This is a genomic window from Streptomyces sp. YJ-C3 (genome assembly GCF_053891275.1).
Map to the genome: position 1 here is coordinate 6,179,974 of NZ_CM132685.1, position 20,480 is coordinate 6,200,453.

General features: G+C 70.1%; 20 protein-coding genes. 4 read left to right on the forward strand and 16 right to left on the reverse strand.

The genetic code is table 11. The annotated features are described in order from the left end of the window. Positions 1–15 precede the first annotated feature (15 nt). The 3 genes from ACVHNB_RS27695 to ACVHNB_RS27705 all read left to right on the forward strand — a co-directional run bounded on the left by ACVHNB_RS27695 (position 16) and on the right by ACVHNB_RS27705 (position 3,178). Positions 16–966, forward strand: coding sequence for a 5'-3' exonuclease (locus ACVHNB_RS27695; RefSeq protein WP_456228957.1), 951 nt, complete (start codon positions 16–18; stop codon positions 964–966). A 55-nt stretch (positions 967–1,021) separates the two neighbouring features. Then, complete coding sequence (locus ACVHNB_RS27700; protein ID WP_428955835.1) at positions 1,022–1,864, forward strand: siderophore-interacting protein; 843 nt, start codon at positions 1,022–1,024, stop codon at positions 1,862–1,864. Positions 1,865–2,230: 366 nt separating this feature from the next. Continuing rightward, the gene (locus ACVHNB_RS27705) at positions 2,231–3,178 is read left to right on the forward strand and encodes an RluA family pseudouridine synthase (RefSeq protein WP_456226157.1); all 948 of its coding nucleotides are present in this window, start codon (positions 2,231–2,233) and stop codon (positions 3,176–3,178) included. Here the strand turns inward: ACVHNB_RS27705 and ACVHNB_RS27710 are convergent. The 5 genes from ACVHNB_RS27710 to ACVHNB_RS27730 are packed head-to-tail and all read right to left on the reverse strand — an operon-like array spanning position 3,172 to position 7,911. Further along, positions 3,172–4,770, reverse strand: a complete 1,599-nt coding sequence (locus tag ACVHNB_RS27710; RefSeq protein ID WP_456226158.1) for a cytochrome P450 — start codon at positions 4,768–4,770, stop codon at positions 3,172–3,174. The genes ACVHNB_RS27705 and ACVHNB_RS27710 overlap by 7 nt on opposite strands. A gap of 58 nt (positions 4,771–4,828) precedes the next feature. Further along, positions 4,829–5,479 carry a GTP-binding protein gene (locus tag ACVHNB_RS27715; protein WP_428955832.1) on the reverse strand — a complete coding sequence of 217 codons (651 nt, stop codon included), beginning with the start codon at positions 5,477–5,479 and terminating at the stop codon, positions 4,829–4,831. Further along, positions 5,460–5,867, reverse strand: coding sequence for a DUF742 domain-containing protein (locus ACVHNB_RS27720; protein ID WP_428955831.1), 408 nt, complete (start codon positions 5,865–5,867; stop codon positions 5,460–5,462). The genes ACVHNB_RS27715 and ACVHNB_RS27720 overlap by 20 nt, the downstream gene beginning before the upstream one ends. Then, positions 5,864–6,271 (reverse strand): roadblock/LC7 domain-containing protein, encoded by a 408-nt coding sequence (locus ACVHNB_RS27725; RefSeq protein WP_356494233.1) that lies wholly within the window; start codon positions 6,269–6,271, stop codon positions 5,864–5,866. The genes ACVHNB_RS27720 and ACVHNB_RS27725 overlap by 4 nt, the downstream gene beginning before the upstream one ends. Beyond that, positions 6,268–7,911 (reverse strand): sensor histidine kinase, encoded by a 1,644-nt coding sequence (locus tag ACVHNB_RS27730; protein ID WP_428955830.1) that lies wholly within the window; start codon positions 7,909–7,911, stop codon positions 6,268–6,270. The genes ACVHNB_RS27725 and ACVHNB_RS27730 overlap by 4 nt, the downstream gene beginning before the upstream one ends. A 476-nt stretch (positions 7,912–8,387) precedes the next feature. Here ACVHNB_RS27730 and ACVHNB_RS27735 point away from each other — a divergent pair, with 476 nt between their 5' ends. Next, a complete protein-coding gene (locus ACVHNB_RS27735) occupies positions 8,388–9,488 on the forward strand; it encodes an LLM class flavin-dependent oxidoreductase (RefSeq protein WP_428955829.1) in 1,101 nt (366 codons plus the stop codon). Between the two features lie 39 nt (positions 9,489–9,527). Here ACVHNB_RS27735 and ACVHNB_RS27740 read toward each other — a convergent pair whose 3' ends face one another. The 11 genes from ACVHNB_RS27740 to pafA form a co-directional block, all read right to left on the reverse strand. Next, entirely contained in the window at positions 9,528–12,338 is a 2,811-nt protein-coding gene (locus ACVHNB_RS27740; protein ID WP_428955828.1) for a DEAD/DEAH box helicase, read from the reverse strand. Between the two features lie 43 nt (positions 12,339–12,381). After that, positions 12,382–13,272, reverse strand: coding sequence for a diacylglycerol kinase (locus tag ACVHNB_RS27745; RefSeq protein WP_456226159.1), 891 nt, complete (start codon positions 13,270–13,272; stop codon positions 12,382–12,384). A 43-nt stretch (positions 13,273–13,315) separates the two neighbouring features. Continuing rightward, positions 13,316–14,284: a twin-arginine translocase subunit TatC gene (gene tatC / locus ACVHNB_RS27750; RefSeq protein ID WP_428955826.1), complete on the reverse strand. Its 969-nt coding sequence runs from the start codon at positions 14,282–14,284 to the stop codon at positions 13,316–13,318. 61 nt (positions 14,285–14,345) lie between these two features. Continuing rightward, on the reverse strand, positions 14,346–14,645 hold the full coding sequence (tatA, locus tag ACVHNB_RS27755) for a Sec-independent protein translocase subunit TatA (RefSeq protein ID WP_428955825.1): 300 nt from the start codon (positions 14,643–14,645) through the stop codon (positions 14,346–14,348). A 259-nt stretch (positions 14,646–14,904) separates the two neighbouring features. Further along, on the reverse strand, positions 14,905–15,102 hold the full coding sequence (locus ACVHNB_RS27760) for a G protein-coupled receptor family protein (protein WP_428955824.1): 198 nt from the start codon (positions 15,100–15,102) through the stop codon (positions 14,905–14,907). Positions 15,103–15,111: 9 nt separating this feature from the next. Further along, on the reverse strand, positions 15,112–15,357 hold the full coding sequence (locus tag ACVHNB_RS27765) for a hypothetical protein (protein ID WP_428957715.1): 246 nt from the start codon (positions 15,355–15,357) through the stop codon (positions 15,112–15,114). Positions 15,358–15,467: 110 nt separating this feature from the next. Then, positions 15,468–16,424, reverse strand: a complete 957-nt coding sequence (locus ACVHNB_RS27770) for a helix-turn-helix transcriptional regulator (protein WP_428955823.1) — start codon at positions 16,422–16,424, stop codon at positions 15,468–15,470. A 29-nt stretch (positions 16,425–16,453) separates the two neighbouring features. Then, a complete protein-coding gene (locus ACVHNB_RS27775) occupies positions 16,454–17,407 on the reverse strand; it encodes a helix-turn-helix transcriptional regulator (protein WP_428955822.1) in 954 nt (317 codons plus the stop codon). Between the two features lie 129 nt (positions 17,408–17,536). Next, positions 17,537–17,911, reverse strand: coding sequence for an FKBP-type peptidyl-prolyl cis-trans isomerase (locus ACVHNB_RS27780; RefSeq protein ID WP_428955821.1), 375 nt, complete (start codon positions 17,909–17,911; stop codon positions 17,537–17,539). Positions 17,912–17,972: 61 nt separating this feature from the next. Next, complete coding sequence (locus ACVHNB_RS27785) at positions 17,973–18,986, reverse strand: FKBP-type peptidyl-prolyl cis-trans isomerase (protein ID WP_428955820.1); 1,014 nt, start codon at positions 18,984–18,986, stop codon at positions 17,973–17,975. A gap of 128 nt (positions 18,987–19,114) precedes the next feature. After that, positions 19,115–20,476: a Pup--protein ligase gene (gene pafA, locus ACVHNB_RS27790; protein WP_164558827.1), complete on the reverse strand. Its 1,362-nt coding sequence runs from the start codon at positions 20,474–20,476 to the stop codon at positions 19,115–19,117. Between the last annotated feature and the right edge of the window lie 4 nt (positions 20,477–20,480).

Below are 20,480 nucleotides of genomic sequence, written 5' to 3' on the forward strand. Positions count from 1 at the left end.
GTGCGGTGCGGCATGATGCGAGGCGTGACCCCAGAACCCACGGCCAACCAGCGCCTGATGCTGCTCGACACCGCGTCCCTGTACTTCCGGGCCTACTTCGGGGTGCCGGACTCCGTGAAGGCCCCGGACGGCACGCCGGTCAACGCCGTGCGCGGGCTGCTCGAATTCATCACCCGCCTCGTCCACGACCACCACCCGACCCATCTCGTGGCGTGCATGGACGCGGACTGGCGCCCCCAGTGGCGCGTCGACCTCATCCCCTCGTACAAGGCGCACCGCGTCGCCGAGGAGACGGCTGCCGGGACGCCGGACGAGGAGGAGATCCCCGACACGCTCTCCCCGCAGGTCCCGATCATCGAGGCCGTCCTGGACGCGGTGGGCATCGCGCGCGTGGGCGTCGAGGGGTACGAGGCGGACGACGTGATCGGCACGTTCACCGGCCGGGCCACGGGCCCGGTCGACATCGTCACCGGTGACCGCGACCTGTTCCAGCTGGTCGACGACAAGCTGGAGCGCCGCGTCCTCTACCCGATCAAGGGCGTCGGCACGCTGCAGATCACGGACGAGGACCTGCTGCGCGAGAAGTACGGCGTCGACGGCTCCGGCTACGCGGACATGGCGCTGCTGCGCGGCGATCCGAGCGACGGCCTCCCGGGCGTGCCCGGCATCGGCGAGAAGACGGCCGCGAAGCTGCTCGCGCAGTTCGGGGACCTGGCCGGGATCATGGCAGCGGTCGACGACCCGAAGGCCAAGCTGACACCGACCCAGCGCAAGCGGCTGGACGAGTCGCGCCCGTATCTGGCGGTGGCGCCGAAGGTGGTCCAGGTCGCGGGCGACGTCGCACTGCCCGCCGTCGGCACGGCCCTGCCGCGCGAGCCGCGCGACCCGGCCGCGGTCGACGCGCTGGCGGCCCGCTGGGGATTGACCGGATCCCTGCACCGACTCCTCACCACCCTCTCAGAATGAGGTGTTAACTTAGGTAAACCTAAGTTACGTAGTGATGGATCAAGGGAGACCGCACATGGCCGAGCGTCCCGCACGCAAGCCCCGCAAGGCCCGCGCCGCACAGGTCGTCCGCACCGAGCGGCTGTCCGAGCACATGCAGCGGGTGGTCCTCGGCGGGGACGGGCTGGCGGACTTCCCGGAGCTCGAACACACCGACCACTATGTGAAGTTGCTCTTCGCGCCGGCGGGTGTGACCTACGCCGAGCCGTTCGACGTCGAGCGGATCCGGGAGGAACTGCCGCGCGAGCAGTGGCCGGTGACCCGTACGTACACGGTGCGGGCCTGGGACCCGTCGGCACGCGAGCTGACCATCGACTTCGTGATCCACGGCGACGAGGGCCTGGCCGGACCGTGGGCGGCGACCGTCCAGCCGGGCGAGACGCTCCACTTCATGGGTCCGGGCGGCGCCTACGCGCCCGACCCCTCGGCCGACTGGCACCTCCTCGCCGGCGACGAGAGCGCGCTGCCCGCCGTGGCCGCGGCCGTGGAGGCCCTGCCGGCGGGAGCGCGGGCCCACGTCTTCGTGGAGATCGAGGGCCCCGAGGAGGAGCAGAAGATCGACTCCCCGGTCGAGATCACCTGGCTGCACCGCTCGGGCCGCCCCGTCGGCCAGGCGCTGATCGCGGCCGTCACCGAACTCGACTTCCCCGAGGGCCGGTTGCACGCCTTCGTGCACGGCGAGGCGGGCTTCGTGAAGGAGCTGCGCCGTCATCTGCGCGTGGACCGCCAGATCCCGCGCGAGGACCTCTCCATCTCCGGCTATTGGCGCCTCGGCCACAACGAGGACGGCTGGCAGGCGTCGAAGAGGGACTGGAACGCCCAGGTGGAAGCCGAGCAGGAGCCTCCGGCGGCGTCCTAGCGATATCTGCGGGGGCCCGCTGGTCCGTCGCCCTGCGCTGCACCCCAGCCCCGGGGCTCCGCCCCGGCCCCCGCTCCTCGATCGCCGACGGGGCTCGATCTGCGCAGCCCCCACCGGCGATCAGTCGCGTACGAGACGGGAGGGGCCGGTCTGGGTATGTGCGCGCGCAGCACAGCTCACGCGGTGACAAAGCGCGAAGCAGTCGGCGGGGCCATCAAGATGGCGAGCACGGACATGCCCAGGGCGGCCCCGTACCCACCCACACACCTGTCGGAGACAACGGAAAGCCGCCAACCAAGCCCCAGACGGCCACCGTCCCTTCACAGCGCATCCGGCCCACGAAGCCCCCGTACGCTGACCCCCGAGATGAGAAACCGCAGGCACCGCACCCCACCCTCCCCGCTCCCCCAACGCAACGGCATCGACCCCGTCCGCGTACGGATGCCGGCCGACGGCCCCTGGGACACCGTGCGGGACCACCTGCTGGCGCGCCTGGCCGCCGGAAACGGCGTGGTCGACGCGATGATCGCCGAGGGCCGGATCGTCGGACGGGACGGAACGCCCATCACCCCGGATACGCCCTACGAGCCGGGCGCCCACGTGTGGTTCCACCGGGACCTGCCCCCCGAGCCCCCCGTCCCGTTCGCCCTCGACATCGTGTACCGCGACGAGCACATCCTCGTCGCCGACAAACCCCACTTCCTCGCCACGACCCCCCGCGGCAGCCACGTCGCCGAGACCGCCCTGGCCCGCCTGCGACGCGATTCGGGAATCGAGTCCCTCGGCCCGGCACACCGCCTCGACCGCCTCACCGCCGGGCTCGTGCTCTTCGTCGTACAGCCACAGGAGCGAGGCGCGTACCAGACCCTGTTCCGGGACCGCCTGGTCGGCAAGGAGTACGAGGCAGTGGCCCCGTACGACCCGGCCGTGGAGCTCCCGGTCACCGCCCGCAGCCGTATCGAGAAGGAGCGGGGCGTGCTCACCGCCCACGAGGTGCCGGGCGGTGAGCCCAACGCCGAGAGCCGCATCGAACTGGTCGAGCGCAGAGACGGCCTGGGCCGGTACCGACTGACGCCGCACACCGGCCGCACCCACCAACTGCGCGTCCACATGACGGCCCTGGGCCTGCCGATCCTGGGCGACCCGCTCTACCCACGGATCATGGATCCCGTCGCACCCGACGACTTCCGCAGGCCCCTGCAACTGCTGGCGCGCACCCTGGAGTTCAGGGACCCGGTCACCGGCCGGGAGCACCGGTTCGTGAGCGAACGGCAGTTGGGGGCCTGGGAGTCGTACGGGGACTGGGATCAGTAGCCGCGCCACCACCGCAGGAACCGCTGCCAGGCACCGAGCCGCTGACGCGGCTCGACGGGCTCCTGACGGCCCCCCGCCCCCACGGCCGAGCCCGAAACAGGAGCGGACGCAGGCACAGAAGCAGCCGCAGCCGAAGAAGCAGCCGAAGAAGCAGAGGCGGAGGCGGAAGCAGAGGTAGAGGCAGAAGCACCCCCCGCCCCAGGCCCCCCCGACGACACATGCCAGTCAGGCCGCTGCGGCGGCACCATGCTCGGCTTGCTGATGACGTCCTGCTGCGACCGCGGCGTGAACGACACCGGCAGCGCGACGAGATGCTGCGAAAGAATCGTCGAGCGCCACTTCAACTCGCTCTCGGCGATGGAGAGTTCGGCATCGGGCAGCCGCATCAGGAACGCGTCGACACCGATGTCGGCGATGGCGCGCCCGATGTCCTGCCCGGGGCACTCGTGCGGCCCGCCGCCGAAGGCGAGGTGCGAGCGGTTGCCCATCATGTGCGCGCCCGGATCGGGCCGCACGGCCGGGTCGACGTTCCCCGGCGCGATGCCGAAGATGAGGCCGTCGCCGGCCCGGATCTGCTGCCCGCCGAGCTCGGTGTCGACCTTGGCGAAGTAGCCGACCATGGCGCTGAAGGGCGGCTCGTCCCACAGCGACTGCTCGACCGCCTCGGGCACGGTCATCTGACCGCCGTTGAGCTGGGCACGGAAGCGCGGGTCGGTGAGCACGGTGCGCAGCACGTTGGCGATGAGGTTGGCCGTGCCCTCGTACGCGGCGATGAGCACCAGCCGCAGGTGCTGGCCGACCTCGTCGTCGGTGAGGGCGGCGGGCGCGGCGATGAGGCGGCTGGTGAAGTCGTCCTCGGGGGCGGCCCGGCGGCGCGCGGTGAGCTCCATCAGGGCGCCCATGATGAACTCGTTGCTGGCGATCGCCGTCTCGGTGCCCTTGATCATGTCGCGGGCGGCCTGCACGAACCGCTCGCTGTAGACCTCCGGGGCACCGAGGATCTCCAGCATCACCATCATCGGCAGATGCTCGGCGAACTCGCTGACGACCTCGCACTCGCCGCGCTCGGAGAACCGGTTGATGATCTCCTGGGTCGCCTTGTTGATGGAGCGGCGCAGGCTCCGGTGGTCGATGATCTCCAGGGCCTCGTTGACCGCGCCGCGCAGCCGCAGCTGCTCGGCGCCCTCGGTCATGGAGGTGATCGGCTGCCAGCTGAACACGGGCGCGAGCGGGTGGGTCGGCTTGACCGTGCCGTTCTTGAGGGCGGTCCAGTTGCGGGAGTCCCGGTTGTACTGGGACGTGGCGCGGACCATGTGCAGGTTCTCGCTGTGGCCGAGCACCGCCCACATGCGGACGTCGTCGTGGATCAGCACGGGGGCGACCGAGCCGTGTTCGGCACGCAGCTTCTCGTAGACACCGGCGAGGTCCGCGTCGGCCTCGGGCCCGTAGAGCCGGCGCATCCCGTCCGGACCGAGGGCGTGGGCGGGGCAGCCCGGCGGCGGGGCGGACGAGGGATCTGCGAAGGCGGCGTCGAATCCGCTGGACGGCTGGGAGGGATGGGAGGGAGACGTCACGGTGTTCGCTCCGGTCATGAGATGAACTGGTACGTGAACAACGGAAGTGGCGAAGGCGGCACAGGCCGCTGCCCGCTCAGGCGCGGTGCAGAGCCATCTCGTGCAGATACCGCATGAGGGTCATGAGGACGTCGCGGCTGGAGGCCCGACGGCGCGCGTCGCACTCGATGATCGGCACGTGGGCGTCGAGGTCGAGGGCGTTGCGCAGTTCCTCGGTGGGGTAGCGCGGCCCGTCCGGGAAGGCGTTGTTGGCGATGACGAACGGGACGCCCCGCTCCTCCAGGCGGCCGATCACATCGAAGCTGACCTCGAGGCGGCGGGTGTCGATGAGCACGACGGCGCCGAGCGCGCCCTCGAACAGGCCGTTCCACAGGAACCAGAAGCGCTCCTGGCCGGGCGTCCCGAAGAGATAGAGGACGAGCTCGTCGGTGATGCTGATGCGCCCGAAGTCCATGGCCACGGTGGTGGCGGTCTTGGTGTCCGAGCCGTAGTTGTCGTCGACGCCGATGCCCGCCTGCGTCATGGTCTCCTCGGTGGTGAGCGGGCGGATCTCGCTGACGGAGCCCACCATCGTCGTCTTGCCGACGCCGAAGCCGCCCACGATGACGATCTTCACGGCGGAGGTGACCGTCTCGGGCATCCGGTCCTCGGCCCGCGGGCCGGGGATGTGCACGCTGCCGACCGCCATGTCCGTGGCGCCGGTGGCGTCAGAGCTTCTGTAGTCCATGCATCACCGCTTCGAGGAGGGAACGGTCCGCGACGGCGCCACGGATCACCGGTGCGCGCGCCTGGACCAGTTCGGCCGCGAGGAGTTCGCCGAGCAGCACGGTGACCACGCTGAACGGCAGGCTGAGGTAGGCCGAGATCTCGGCCGTGGACAGGGGCGACCGGCACATGCGCAGGACGGCGGCCTGTTCGGGGGGCGCGGAGACCGGCGGGTCGGCGCGCGCCACGATCAGGGTGACCAGATCGAGGGGCGCGCGCTCGGTGCCGTCGGTGCCGCCGGTGATGACGTAGAGCCGCTCGAGATCCTTGGGGTCCTGCGCGGAACGGCGCTCGCGTTGCGGGGGTGGTTCCGGTTCTCGGAACGGGGGTTCGGGAGGGCGCGGAGTCATACGGTCTGGCCGTTGCGTCGGGGCGGGCTGGTCAGGTGGGCGCCGATCCGGATGACGAGGTCGCGCATCTGGTGGCTGATGAGGCCCGCGTCGACGTACGGATCGGCGAGGACGGCCAGGTACGCGCCCTTGCCCGCGGCCATCAGATAGAAGAAGCCGCCGTCGACCTCGATGATGACCATGTTCATCTTGCCGTTGCTCTCCGGGATCTCGGAGGCGACGGCGGAGGCGAGGGACTGAAGTCCCGCGCAGGCAGCGGCGATCCGGTCGGCGCCGTCGGGGTCCCCGCCGAACCGGGCGATGCGCAGACCGTCGGCGGAGAGCACCACCACCTGGCGCACATTGGGCACGCCGTCGGCGAGCTCCTTGAGCATCCAGTCGAAGTTGGCGCGTTGCTGGATCACTGGTGGTCTCCCTCGTCGACCTGCTGGTAGTACGCGTCGTCGTGCGGCTTGTCCGCTCCCGGGCCCGGTTCGCCGGTCCCGTCGGGCTTGAGGCCGTTCATGAACGCCTCGACCCACAGGCCGGGTTCGGGCTGGGCCGGCTTGTCGTGCTCCGGCTCCACGGACGGCCCGGGCACGGGGGCTGCGGGTGGCGCAGCGGCCGCCGGGCCGGATCCGGGCGGCGGCATCGTCAGGTCGGGGTTGCGCGGCGTCACGATGATCTGGTTCTCGATGATCTTCGTGTCGACTTTCCTGCGGCGTTGCGGCAGCCCGTTGGCCCGCCATTCGGTGACCACGGGTTCGTCGTCCTCCCTCGCCGCGACGAGCGGGGCGGAGGGGCGCGGTCCCGTGGTGGGGCGACGCGTCTTCTTCAGCCGCGGCTCTTCCTTGATCGGTACGCCGTTGTGGTCGACGCGCGGCACGGCGGTGGCGCCGATGCCGTGGGCGAGGCCGGGCGCGGGCTGGGTGCTCATCATGTCGCGCGGGACGACGAGCACGGCGCGTACGCCGCCGTAGGCGGACTGGCGCAGCGAGATCTGCATGTCGTACATCGCGCAGAGCCGGCCGACGATGGCGAGGCCGAGGCGCGGGTTCTCGCCGAGGTCGTTGAGGTCGACGCCGGCCTTGGCCTTGTCGAGCATCCGCTCGGCCCTGGTGCGCTGTTCCTCGCCGAGGCTGACGCCGCCGTCCTCGATCTCGATGGCGATGCCGGTCTGCACCTCGACGGCGGTGACGTGCACCCGGGTCTGCGGCGGCGAGTAGCGGGTGGCGTTGTCGAGGAGTTCGGCGCAGGCGTGGATGAGGGGCTCGACGGAGATGCCCTTGATGGCCACGTCGCAGATCGCGTGCAGATCGATGCGCGGGTACTCGAGGATGCGCGACATGGCGCCGCGCAGCACGCTGTAGAGCTTGACGGGCTTGGGCCACTGGCGGCCGGGGCGGGCGCCGCCGAGGACGGTGACGGAGTCGGCGAGGCGGCCGATCAGGGCGGTGCCGTGGTCGATGCGCAGGAGGTCGTCGAAGACCTCGGGGTTGCGGCCGTGGTCCTCTTCCATCTCGCGGAGTTCCTGGGCCTGTTTGTGCACGATGGCCTGGACGCGGCGGGCGATGGAGACGAAGGCGCGCTGCGCGGCGTCGCGCATGGCCTCCTCGCGGTCGATCTCCTTGAGGGCCAGGCGCAGGAGTTCACGCTCGCCCGGGGTGGTGTCGCGGAAGGCGGGGTCGGAGTCGCAGGTGTTGCGGACGGCGTCCTTGGGGTTGTCGCCGGTGCGCATCCGGTACAGGGCGTGCGGCAGGACTTCCTTGGCGACGCGCATCGTCCGCTGTTCCTGGGCGGCGATGTGCGCCTCCAGTTCGGCGACGTGGCGCGTGTACTGGGCGCGCAGGCCCCGGACGACACGACCGCGCCGGACGGCCTCGGCCGCGACGGCGATCACCAAGAGCGTGCCGAGCGCGCCGCACAGGGTGACGGCGACGCGCGCGGGCTCCGTGACCAGGGCGACGGCCGCTCCGGTGGCGGCGGCCATGACCATGGCGGGCAGCAACAGCACGCGTGTGTAGGGGACTTCTCGGCCACCGGGAGGCGATTGAACACTCACCATGTATGCCCTCTGAAACGGTCGGGTCGGGGAAGTTTGCGATGGTTCGTCGCGCTTCGTTCGGGGGGTCAAAGCGAACCATCGGCGCATGGGGGAACAAGCGACCGAATCCATCTCAACTCGGTGCGCTGCGGGCGAGCTTAGTCCGACCGGATCATCGCCGAGTCATATTCAGCAAGCCCCTGAAATACCTCCCGTCGCAGGCATACACTCGCTCCCATTTACACGCTCAGCTCCGATTCGCACACATGGAGTGAGGGCGTCCGGCTGTCCGAACCGACCCGGCTCGGCGGCGAAAAGGGGTGGTTGACGTTTCACGCGCCGCCCTGTTCCACTGAGCACATGCGCCCTCAGCTGCGGCTGGTCACCCGCGACCACATCGACTTCGGTCGGGTGTGGTCGGCGGCGTGTTGCGTCTGACGACGATCAGGCCGACCCACTGACCCGTTCCCGCAGCACAACAGAAGAGGCGTATCCCCATGCCCGTAGAGTTCCTCGGCATAGCCGCGACCAACGAAGGCTCCGAAGTCACCGCGCGCTCCGGCGCGTCCTTCGACAAGGACTACACCCTGCGGCTCGCCCGCGCCCACGAGGAGTACGGCTGGGACCGGATCCTCTTCGCGTACGGCTCCGGCTCCCCCGACCCGTCCCCCGCGGCCGCCTTCATCGCGGCGCGCACCGAGAAGATCCGGATCCTGGTGGCGCACCGCCCGAACGTCTCGTACCCGACGTTCGCCGCGAAGACCTTCGCCACGCTGGACCGGATCAGCGACGGCCGGCTCGCGGTCCACTTCATCACGGGTGGCAACGACCACGAGCAGCAGCGCGAGGGCGACTTCCTCACCAAGGACGAGCGCTACGCCCGCACCCGTGAGGCGATCCAGATCATCAAGAAGGCGTGGACGTCGCACGAGCCGTTCGACCACGAGGGCACGCACTACCGCTTCCACGACTTCGTGAGCGACACCTTCCCGGTCCAACAGCCGCACCCGCTGGTCTCGTTCGGCGGTTCCTCGCCCGCGGCGTACGCGGCGGGCGGCGCGGAGGCCGACATCTACTGCCTGTGGGGCGAGCCCCTCGCCGAGACCGCCGAGCAGATCGAGTCGGTCAAGGCGGCGGCGAAGGCGGCGGGCCGCACGGACGTGCCCCGCATCCAGGTCGCGTTCCGCCCGATCATCGCGCCGACGGAGGAACTGGCCTGGGAGAAGGCCCATGCGACGCTGGCCCGCATCAAGGCCCGCAAGGCGGGCAGTCCGCTCTCCCGCCGCCATCCGCTGAAGAACCCGGAGAACGCGGGTTCGCAGCGGCTTCTCGCGGCGGCGTCCCAGGGCGAGCGCCACGACCGCGCCCTGTGGACCCCCACGGCGACGGAGACCGGCGGCGCGGGCAACTCGACGGCTCTCGTCGGCACCCCGGAGACCGTGGCCCAGGCCCTCCTGGACTACTACGACCTGGGGGTGGAGATCCTCTCGGCCCGTGGCTACGACCTGCTCGACGACGCGATCGACTTCGGCCGCCACGTGATCCCGATCGTCCGCGAGGAGGTCGCGAAGCGGGACGCGTCCCGCGCGGCGGCATGATCCTGCGGGGCCCGGCCGGTGCCGGGCCCCGGTCGGGTCTCAGCCCAGCGACGAGTAGGCGACCACTCCGCGCAGCAGGCCGTCCACGGCCTTGCGCGCGTTGCGGGCGACCGTCGACGAACCGTCGTGGGGCGCCGCCGCCGCGATCTGCCCCAGCACGTCGATGACCTGCTTGCACCACCGGACGAAGTCGCCGGCCGGCATCTCCGCCTCCCGCAGCACCTCGTCCAGGCCCTTGCCGGAGGCCCACTGGTACGCGGCCCAGGCGAACCCGAGATCGGGTTCGCGCTGGCCGACGCCCTCGGCCTGGTTGATCCGGAACTCCTCTTCCAGGGCGTCGAGCCGGCCCCAGATCCGCACCATCTCGCCGAGCGCGGCCTTCGCCTTGCCGGACGGCACCTTCGGCGCGAGCGCGTCGTCCGCGACCCGCGCCTCGAACACCAACGCCGAGACGCACGCGGCGAGTTCGGCCGGGTTCAGGTCCTCCCAGACGCCGTCGCGCAGGCACTCACTGGCCAGCAGATCGAGCTCGCCGTAGAGCCGCGCGAGCCGCTTGCCGTGCTCGGTGACCTCGTCGCCGCGCAGATAGTCCATCTCGGTCAGCAGCTTCACGATGCGGTCGAAGGTCCGCGCGATCGTGTTCGTCCGCCCCTCGATCCGCCGCTCCAGCTGCACGGTGTCCCGCCGCAGCCGGTGGTAGCGCTCGGCCCAGCGGGCGTGGTCCTCACGCTCGGAGCAGCCGTGGCAGGGGTGGGCCCGCAGCTCGGCCCGCAGCCGCGCGATCTCCCGGTCGTCGGCGGCCGCCGCGCGCCCCTTCTTGTGCCGGTCGGGCACGATGTGCCCGGCCTTGGTGCGCAGCGCGGACGCGAGATCGCGCCGGGACTGCGGCGAGCGCGGGTTGAACGACTTCGGGATCCGCATCCGCTCCAGCGCCTCCACGGGCACCGGGAAGTCGATCGAGGCGAGCCGCTTGACCTGCCGCTCCGCGGTCAGCACGAGGGGACGCGGACCGTCGTGGTGCTCGAATCCGCGGTGCCCGTTGGACCGCCCGGCCGGCAGCCCGGGGTCCAGGACGAGCGCGAGGCCCGCGAACTTGCCCGTCGGTACGTGGATGACGTCGCCCGGCTTGAGCTTCTCCAGCGCCGCCGCGGCCTGAGCCCGGCGCTGGGCCGCGCCCTGCTTGGCCAGCTCCGTCTCGCGGTCCTTGAGGTCGCGCCGCAGTCGCGCGTACTCGTCGAAGTCCCCGAGGTGGCAGGTCATGGACTCCTTGTAGCCCTCGAGCCCTTCCTCGTTCCTCTGCACCTGCCGCGAGATCCCGACCACCGACTTGTCGGCCTGGAACTGCGCGAACGAGGTCTCGAGCAGCTCGCGCGAGCGGTGCCGGCCGAACTGCTCGACCAGGTTCACCGCCATGTTGTACGAGGGCTTGAAGCTGGACTTCAGCGGATACGTGCGCGTGCCCGCGAGTCCCGCGAGGTGCTCCGGGCTGAAGCCGCGCTGCCACAGCACGACGGCATGCCCCTCGACGTCGATGCCGCGCCGGCCCGCACGTCCCGTCAGCTGGGTGTACTCACCGGGTGTGATGTCGGCGTGCTGCTCCCCGTTCCACTTGACGAGCTTCTCCAGCACCACCGATCTGGCGGGCATGTTGATACCGAGGGCCAGCGTCTCCGTGGCGAAGACGGCCTTCACCAGGCCCCGCACGAACAGCTCCTCGACGACCTCCTTGAAGGTCGGCAGCATGCCCGCGTGGTGGGCGGCGATGCCCCGCTCCAGCCCTTCGAGCCACTCGTAGTAGCCGAGGACGTGCAGGTCCTCGTCCGGAATGGACGCGGTCCGCTCCTCGACGATCTCGCGGACCGTGGCCCGCGCCTCCTCGTCGTTCAGCCGCAGCCCGGCGTACAGGCACTGCTGCACCGCCGCCTCGCACGCGGCGCGGCTGAAGATGAACGTGATGGCCGGCAGCAGCCCCTCGGAGTCGAGCCGCTCGATGACTTCGGGACGGCCCGGTGTCCAGATCCGGGAGCGCTGACGCCGCTCCCGCTCCCGGTCGGCCTCCCGCATGTTCCGCCCGCGCCGACGGTCCTGGTACGAAGGACGGCTCGCCTCCATGCGCGCCATCCGCGTCAGGTCGGGGTTGACGGCCTTCTTGTGGCCCTCACCCTCCTCGAAGAGGTCGTACATCCTGCGCCCGGCGAGCACGTGCTGGAACAGCGGCACGGGCCGGTGCTCGGAGACGATCACCTCGGTGTCGCCGCGCACCGTGTCGAGCCAGTCGCCGAACTCCTCGGCGTTCGACACCGTCGCCGACAGCGAGACGAGCGTGACCGACTCCTGGAGGTGGATGATCACCTCTTCCCATACGGCGCCGCGGAAGCGGTCGGAGAGGTAGTGCACCTCGTCCATGACCACATAGCCGAGATTGAGCAGCGACTGGGAGCCCGCGTACAGCATGTTGCGCAGCACCTCGGTGGTCATCACGACCACGGGCGCGTCACTGTTCACACTGTTGTCGCCGGTCAGCAGGCCGACCTTGTCGGCGCCGTAGCGCTTGGCGAGGTCCTGGTACTTCTGGTTCGACAGCGCCTTGATGGGTGTCGTGTAGAAGCACTTCTTGCCCTGCTGGAGGGCGAGGTGCACGGCGAACTCGCCGACGATCGTCTTGCCGGAGCCGGTGGGTGCGGCCACCAGAACGCCCTTGCCCGCCTCGAGCGCCTGACACGCCTCGATCTGGAAGGGGTCGAGGCCGAAGTCGTACATCTCGCGGAAGGAAGCGAGCGCGGTGGCCTGCTCGGCGGCCCGCTGACGGGCTGCCGCATACCGCTCGGCCGGTGAGAGGTCCTCTGTCATCGTGCTTTCGAGCCTACCGGCCACCACTGACATCGGACGATCATTATCCGGTAAGGACGCGGACCGCCCCCGGCACACACTCGGCGACCAGCGGAAGCGGCCCGACCGGTTCGCCGTCCGCGTATCCCGTGATGTCGTCCGCCGCCAGCTCCACCCGGGCCGCACGGAACACGCTCACCACAGGGTGGGTGAGATGCGTGCCCTTGTAGACGCGCGGGAACACCCGCAGCAGCGTCGTACGGGAGCAGTCCCCGACCACGGTGACGTCGAACAGTCCGTCGCTCATGTCGGCGTCGGCGCAGATCCGCATGCCGCCCCCGTACGAGGTGCCGTTGCCGACGGCGACGAGGGTCGCGGCGATCTCGCGCACGGAGCCGTCGTCGAGCGTCAGACGGAAGGGCACCGGCTTGAAGGCGGCCAGCTCCGCGACGATCGCCAGGTCGTACTTGAACCGGCCGAGGGGCAGCCGCATACGGTTGCCGCGGTCGTTGACCCGGGAGTCGAAGCCGGAGGCGAGGACGGTGCCGAACCAGTGGTCGCCGATCCGCCCCAGGTCGATGTCGCGGATCATCGAACCCTTGAGGGCCTCGGCGACGAGCGCGCCCGCCGCGGCCGGCTCGCGCACGGGCAGTCCGAGGGAGCGCGCGAAGTCGTTGCCGGTGCCGACGGCGACCACGCCGAGCGGGGTGCGGGTGCCGGCGACGGCCTGCAGGGCGAGGTTCACCAGCCCGTCCCCGCCGACGGCGACCAGGGCTCCGGTCCCCCGGGAGACCGCCGCACGCGCGCGTACCAGCGCGTCGGCGGCGTCCTCCCCGATGACGGTACGCACGGAGAAGCCGGCCGCCCGCAACGCGGAAGCGGCCGGCTGCGCAGCACCTGCGCCCCGGCCGCGTCCCGCGGTGGGATTGACGAAGAGGGTGATGTCGCTGCTCACGGGCCGGACCTTAACAACTGCCCGACCACGAGCAGGGGTTGCCTCAGGTCACATCGTCGTAACCGTTGATCCGGTCGTTCTCGCCCGTCGACTGCTCGGGCAGGGCCCGGCTGGCCGACACCGTCTCCACGTCGCCGATGTCCTCGGGCGTGAGGTCGAGGTCGGAGGCCTCGTCGTCGCCCGGTCCCGCTTCCGCGAGGCGCCGCTTACGACGGTCGTTCAGCAGGGAGAAGGCGGTCGCCGCGAAGTACAGGACCCAGATCGGCCCGGCGAGGGCCAGCATCGTGAGGGGGTCCGTACTGGGCGTGGCCACCGCGGCGAACACGGTGATGCCCATGATCATGCCGCGCCACCAGCCGAGCATCCGCTTGCCGGTGATCACGCCCGTGAGGTTGAGCATGACCAGGAGCAGCGGCAGCTCGAAGGAGAGTCCGAAGACGATCACCATGCGGGTGATCAGGTCGAGCAGCTCGTCCAGCGGCAGCTGGTTGTCGATGTTCGCGGGCGAGAAGTCCAGCAGCACGCGCGCCATGGTCGGCAGCGTCTTGTACGCGAAGAAGGCGCCACCGAGGAAGAGCGGCACGCCGGTCGCGACGAACGCGGTCGCGTACTTCTTCTCGTGCTTGTGCAGACCGGGGGCGATGAAGCCCCACAGCTGGTACAGCCAGATCGGCGACGCCCCGACGACACCGGCCATCAGCGACACCTTCAGCGCGAGCGTGAAGGGCGTGATCAGGCCGTTGAGCACGATGCGGGCGCACTGCTCGTTGGCGTCCTTGTTGTCGGCGGCGCGGGCCGTGAGCTCCGAGAAGGTCTTGTCACAACCGACCGAGTCCAGCACCGGGTTCGTGAAGAACTCGATGATGTCCTTGTAGTAGAAGGCAGCGACGATCGTCACGACGAGGATGGCCAGGACGGCCTTCCCGAGCCGGTTGCGAAGCTCACGCAGGTGCTCCGCGAGCGGCATCCGCCCCTCGGGGTCCTTCTCCTGCTTGCGGGCAGACTTGAGCAACCCACGTCCTCATCTCGTGCGGCAGGCCGCCTGACAGGGGCGGCCTTCGATCAGCTCTTGATCAGCTCTGCGTCGTCTGGTTGGTCGACTCGGACACGGGACGCGAGCTGGTCACGTCGCCCGGGGCGGCCTGGATGGTGCGCTGGGCCGGCGGCTGCTGGTCGTCCTTCTTCGGCGGGTCCGAGGGAGCGGCATCCTTGTTGCCACCCTCACTCTTCATGGCCTTGGCCTCGCTCTTGAGGATGCGGGCCGACTTGCCGAGCGAGCGCGCCATGTCCGGGAGCTTCTTCGCGCCGAACAGGAGGAGGATGACCACGAGCAGGATGATCAACTCGGGGGCGCCGATCTTTCCACCGAACATATGCGTTTACCTTCTCACTGAGGCGGCAGGGGCGGGACTGCCGGTACCGGTCGGACTTCGGACTGTTGTCCGACCACCGTGCTGGCAGCGATCGTATCCCGTGGGGGTGAACACGGGGCAATCCCTGTGCGTACTCCCAGTTGCGGCCCGCGCCTCACTCCCGGGCCGCGTAAGCGAGCGTACCCGCCGAACCTGGCAGACGGACAGGCCACAGCGGTAAAGCGCTTTCCATCCCTCCCCGCAGGTCACGGCGAGGAGGTCAGAGGGCTTCACCGCCGGCCTTCGCCACGGTGACCGCGGCCCGCTCCAGTTCCTCGGCGGCGCGATTGATCTGCTGTGTGGTGTCGGCGACTTGACGCCCGAGGCGCTGTGCCTCGACGAACACCTTGATCGCGAGGACGGCCAGCACGGCAAGCCCCACGAAACCCACAGCCACGGCCAGCATCGCCCAGAACATGCGCCGAGCCTAGACGGTCTGGTGGAGGCGGAGCGTGCGCACCCCGCCGCCCGTGAGGAGTTCGACGATGCGCTCACCGGCGGGCTTGCGCACCGCGGCGTCGCACTCGGGGCAGGTGAAGGAGTAGAAGGTGGTCCTGCGGCTCGCGCCGATCGCCAACCGGATCGCTGTCGCGGCCAGTTCGAAGCGGGCGCGGCAGTCCGGGCAGGCAGCCTTGAAGACGACGGGCGCCGGGGCGGCGACCGTGGCGGACATCGTGGCGATATCAGTGAAACCGGCCACATGAGTCATTTCGACCACCTCGCACCTTTCATCCGTTCTGCGCCATGTATCCCGGAGAGCGTGTCCGACTGCCTCACGCTCCCTCACGCGGCCCCGTCGTACGCGGCCAGCGCCTGCCGCGCCGCGTCCCGCGCGCTCACGGCCAGCTCGGCCGGTGCCACGATGTGCCCGTCCCGGCCGAGCCGCAGCGCGAGCCGGCGGAGCGAGGAGGGGTCGGGCGTGCGCAGCGTGATCCGCAGACCACCGTCCGCCAGCTCCTCGGCGCTGTCGTGCGGGTAGTACTCGGCCACCCAGCGCCCGCCGGGTCCGACCTCGACGACGACCTCCGGGTCCTCGGCCGCGGGCTGCACGAGTCCCTCGGAGAGATCACGCAGCTCCACCTCGGGCGGTGCCGCGGCCTCGTCCAGGATCCGGATCTCGGCGACCCGGTCGAGCCGGAACGTGCGCCGCGCCTCGGACCTGCGGCACCACGCCTCTACGTAGGTGTGACCGACGCTGACCAGGCGGATCGGGTCGATCTCCCGCTCGGTGACCTCGTCGCGCGCGGGCGAGTAGTAGCGGATCCACAGGCGGCGGCGCTCGGAGATCGCACGGTCGACGTCGGCGAAGACACCGCCTTCGGACTCGAAGGTGACGTTCAGGCGGGCGCTCGCGCTCGCCACCTCGCCGGCCGCCGCCTCCAGTTTCGCGGTGGCGCGCAGCAGCGCGAGCCGGTCGCTCTCGCGCAGCCCCGGCAGCGTGGCCACCGCGCGCGCCGCCACCAGCAGCGCGGTCGCCTCGTCGGCGGCGATGCGCAGCGGCTCGGCGACGTCGTCGGGGTTGTGCCACCAGATGCGGTCGCCGTCGGTGTCGATGTCGAGCAGGTCGCCGCCGCGGAAGCTCGTGCCGCACAGGGGCAGCACGTCCAGGTCGGAGATCAGCTCGTCCTCGGTGATGCCGAAGGCGCGGGCGACGTCCTCGACGCGGGCGCCCGGGCGCTCACGCAGATACGTCACCAGCGACAGCATCCGCCGGGTCTGGTCGATGGCGTTGGCAGCCATGCTCGTCCGTGCTCCCCTCAGTCCCGCGCTCAGCCCTTGGCCACGGCGCGCAGCCGGTCCACGACATCGGCCCGCAGCTCGGCGGGCTCGAGGACGACCACGTCGGGGCCGAACTCCACGAGCCAGGCGTCGAGCCCGTGCCCGTACGGGATCTCCAACTCGTCCCAGCCCTCGCCCCGTTCCCGTACGGCGACGGCCTTGGCGCGCAGCGGGTAGCCAGCGCCCGTGCGCAGCCGGATCAGCGCGGAGCGCGTGGCGCTCTCCCCCGCCCAGCTCGCGACGGTCTCCCGCACGGTCACCACGTCCGGCACCGGCGCCGTGAAACGGCCGGCGCGGGAGCGGACCTTGCCGGTGATCCGGGAGAGCCGGAAGACCCGCTCGGCCTGCCGGTCGCGGTCCCAGCCCGCCAGGTACCAGTGGCCGCGCCAGCACTCCAGGGCCCACGGCTCGACGTGCCGGGGCTCGGGCCGGGCCGCGGTGGCCTTGCGGTAGTCGAAGACGACGGGGCGGCGGTCGCGGCAGGCCAGCATCAGCGGCTCGAAGGACGCCTCGTGCACGGGGATCCGGGGTTCCAGCGCGCTGTGGGCCTCGTACGGGTCCACGTCCTCGGGCATCCCGGCAGCGCGCAGCTTCTGCAGGGCGCCGCTGGCGGCCCCGGCGAGGCGGGCCTGCTGCCAGACCTTCGCGGCGAGACCGAGGGCCGCGGCCTCCTCGGCGTCGAGCGTGACCGGGGGCAGCCGGTTGCTGTCGCGGCGGGCGAGATAGCCGACCTCGCCGTCCAGGTTCTCCACGGTCTCGATGACCAGGCCGAGCTCGCGCAGGTCGTCCTTGTCACGCTCGAACATCCGGTTGAAGGAGTCGTCGTTGCCGGCTTCCAGGTAGGCCTCGATGGACCCCCGCAGCTCGCGCTTGCTGAGCGGACGCCGGGTCCCGAGCAGGCACAGCGCCAGATTCATCAGCCGCTCGGCCTTGGCAATGGCCATCGACGCCCTTTCCTCATGTGGCTCCCGACCGTTGACCGTACCGCCCCCGGGTGTCGTGGCAAAAGCCGAGGGCCCATGCCAACAGGCATGGGCCCAGGGATGACCGCTTGCGGTCGTTGTCTGACGATCTCAGACGGAGATCAGGTCACAGACGAAGATCAGCGTCTCGCCGGGGGCGATACGGCCACCGCCGGCGCCACGCTCGCCGTAGGCGAGGTGCGCGGGGATGGTCAGCTTGCGACGGCCGCCGACCTTCATGCCCTGGACGCCCTTGTCCCAGCCCTGGATGACCTGGCCGGCACCGAGCTGGAACTCCAGCGGGTTGCCGCGGTTCCACGAGGCGTCGAACTCCTCACCGGAGGAGAAGGACACACCCACGTAGTGGACCTTGACGAAGTCCCCGGCCTTGGCCTCGGCACCGTCGCCCTCCCAGATGTCCACGATCTCCAGGTCAGTGGGGACCGGACCGTCCGGGAAATCGATCTCGGGCTTGTCGATGTTCACGAGAAGTGCTCCTGCTTGTTGGCGGTTGGGCAACCGGGACAGTCTGCCATTTCTCCGGCGGTCAGTGCGCGGAGAGGATGTCGACCACGAAGACGAGCGTCGAGTTGGCCGGCAGGGTCTTGCCCTTGGCCTGCTTGCCGTACGCCTGGTCGGCCGGGATCACCAGGAGCACCCGGTCACCGATGTGCTTGCCGACGATGCCGGTGTCCCAGCCCTTGATGACCTGGCCCTTGCCGATGACGGTCTGGAACGGCTGGCCGGTGTTGTAGGACGAGTCGAACAGCTCGGCCTTGTCCTTGCCCTCGTTGGGCTTCCAGGCGGCACCGCTGTACTGCATGCTGACCGTCTGGCCGCTCTTGACCTCGGCGCCCTTGCCCTGGATCAGGACCTTGTCGACGAGGTCCTTGGGCGGGTCGTTCTTCGGGACGGAGATCTTCGCGGGCGCCGGCTGGTCGGCGTTGATCTGCGGCAGGTCCGACGGGATGGCCGACTGCTTGGCCGCGGAGTCCCGGACGACCTTGCCGATGTCCATGGCGAAGACGAGCGTGTCCGAGCCGGAGATGCCGACCTGCGGGTTGCCCTGGCTGCCGAAGCCCGCGGCCGGCGGCGCCACGACGAGGACCCGGCTGCCCTCCTTCTGCCCGAGCACGGACTGCGCGAAGGCCGGGAGCTGGCCCTCGCCGCCCGCGGTCACCATCTGGTCGCCGCCGCCCTGCGCCCCGTACGTGGTGCCGAGGTCCTTGCCGCCCTTCCAGAGCTTGCCGGTGAAGTTCATCGACACCAGGTCGTTCTTCTTCACCTCGGCGCCGCTGCCCTCGGAGAGCGTGTGCACGACGAACTTGCCGCTCGGGTCGCCCTTGGGCAGCTTGATCGTCGCCTTCTTGCCGACGGCGCCGCTCACCTCGGGCATCGGGTCGGCGGTGTCGACCGCCTTGGGCACGTCAGCAGCCTTGGGCGCCGCGGACGAGGACTCCGCCTTGTCCGTCGCGTCCTTCTTGCCGTCGTCGCTGCCGCAGGCCGTCGCGGTCAGCGCCAGTGCCGGCACGATCAGTAGAGCTGCAAGTCGGCGTCGCACAGTGATCCTCAAGTCGCTCGAGTACAGTCCGGCCACTCTAGGCCCTCGCACAGCTTTTCCAAGGACGGCCGAAGGCCCCGTACGAATGATTCGTACGGGGCCCTTCAAAGGATTGCTCGACCGTCGGACTACATTCCGGCGATCAGCTTCTCCACCCGGTCGTCCACGCTGCGGAACGGGTCCTTGCACAGCACCGTGCGCTGCGCCTGGTCGTTCAGCTTCAGGTGCACCCAGTCGACCGTGAAGTCACGGCGCTGCTCCTGGGCCCGGCGGATGAAGTCGCCGCGCAGCCTCGCGCGCGTGGTCTGCGGCGGCACGGACTTGCCCTCGAAGATCTTCAGGTCGTTGCAGATCCGGGCGGCCTGGCCCTTCTTCTCCAGGAGGTAGTAGAGGCCCCGGCGGCGGTGGATGTCGTGGTACGCGAGGTCTATCTGCGCGACCCTCGGGTGCGACATGGTCATGTTGTGCTTGGCCCGGTACCGCTCGATGAGCTTGTACTTCATGACCCAGTCGATCTCGGTGCCGATGCGGTCGAGGTCCTCGGCCTCGATCGCGTCGAGCGTGCGGCCCCACAGCTCCAGGACCTGGTCGACGGTGCCGGTGCGGATGCCCCGGCGCTCCACGAAGTCGACGGCCTTCTCGTAGTACTCGCGCTGTACTTCGAGAGCCGAGGCCTCGCGGCCGCTGGCCAGGCGCACCTTGCGGCGGCCCGTGATGTCGTGGCTGACCTCGCGGATGGCCCGGATCGGGTTCTCCAGGGTCAGGTCGCGCATCACCGTGCCCGCCTCGATCATGCGCAGCACCAGGTCGGTGGCGCCGACCTTGAGGAGCATGGTCGTCTCGGACATGTTCGAGTCGCCGACGATGACGTGCAGACGGCGGTAGCGCTCGGCGTCCGCGTGCGGTTCGTCGCGGGTGTTGATGATCGGCCGGGAACGCGTCGTCGCGGAGCTGACGCCCTCCCAGATGTGCTCGGCGCGCTGGCTCACGCAGTACACGGCGCCGCGCGGAGTCTGCAGCACCTTGCCCGCGCCGCACAGCAACTGACGCGTGACCAGGAAGGGGATGAGGATGTCCGCGAGCCGCGAGAACTCCCCGTGCCGCGCCACCAGGTAATTCTCGTGGCAGCCGTAGGAGTTTCCCGCCGAGTCGGTGTTGTTCTTGAACAGGTATACGTCGCCTGCGATTCCCTCCTCGTGCAGGCGTCGTTCGGCGTCGACGAGCAGGCCTTCCAGAATGCGCTCGCCCGCCTTGTCGTGGGTGACCAGTTCGGTCACGTTGTCGCATTCCGGTGTTGCGTATTCCGGATGCGAACCCACGTCAAGATAGAGGCGGGCACCGTTCCGCAGAAAGACATTGCTGCTGCGGCCCCATGACACGACACGGCGGAAGAGGTACCGCGCCACCTCGTCAGGTGACAGGCGTCGCTGTCCCCTGAACGTGCATGTGACGCCGTACTCGTTCTCCAGCCCGAAAATGCGGCGGTCCATGACT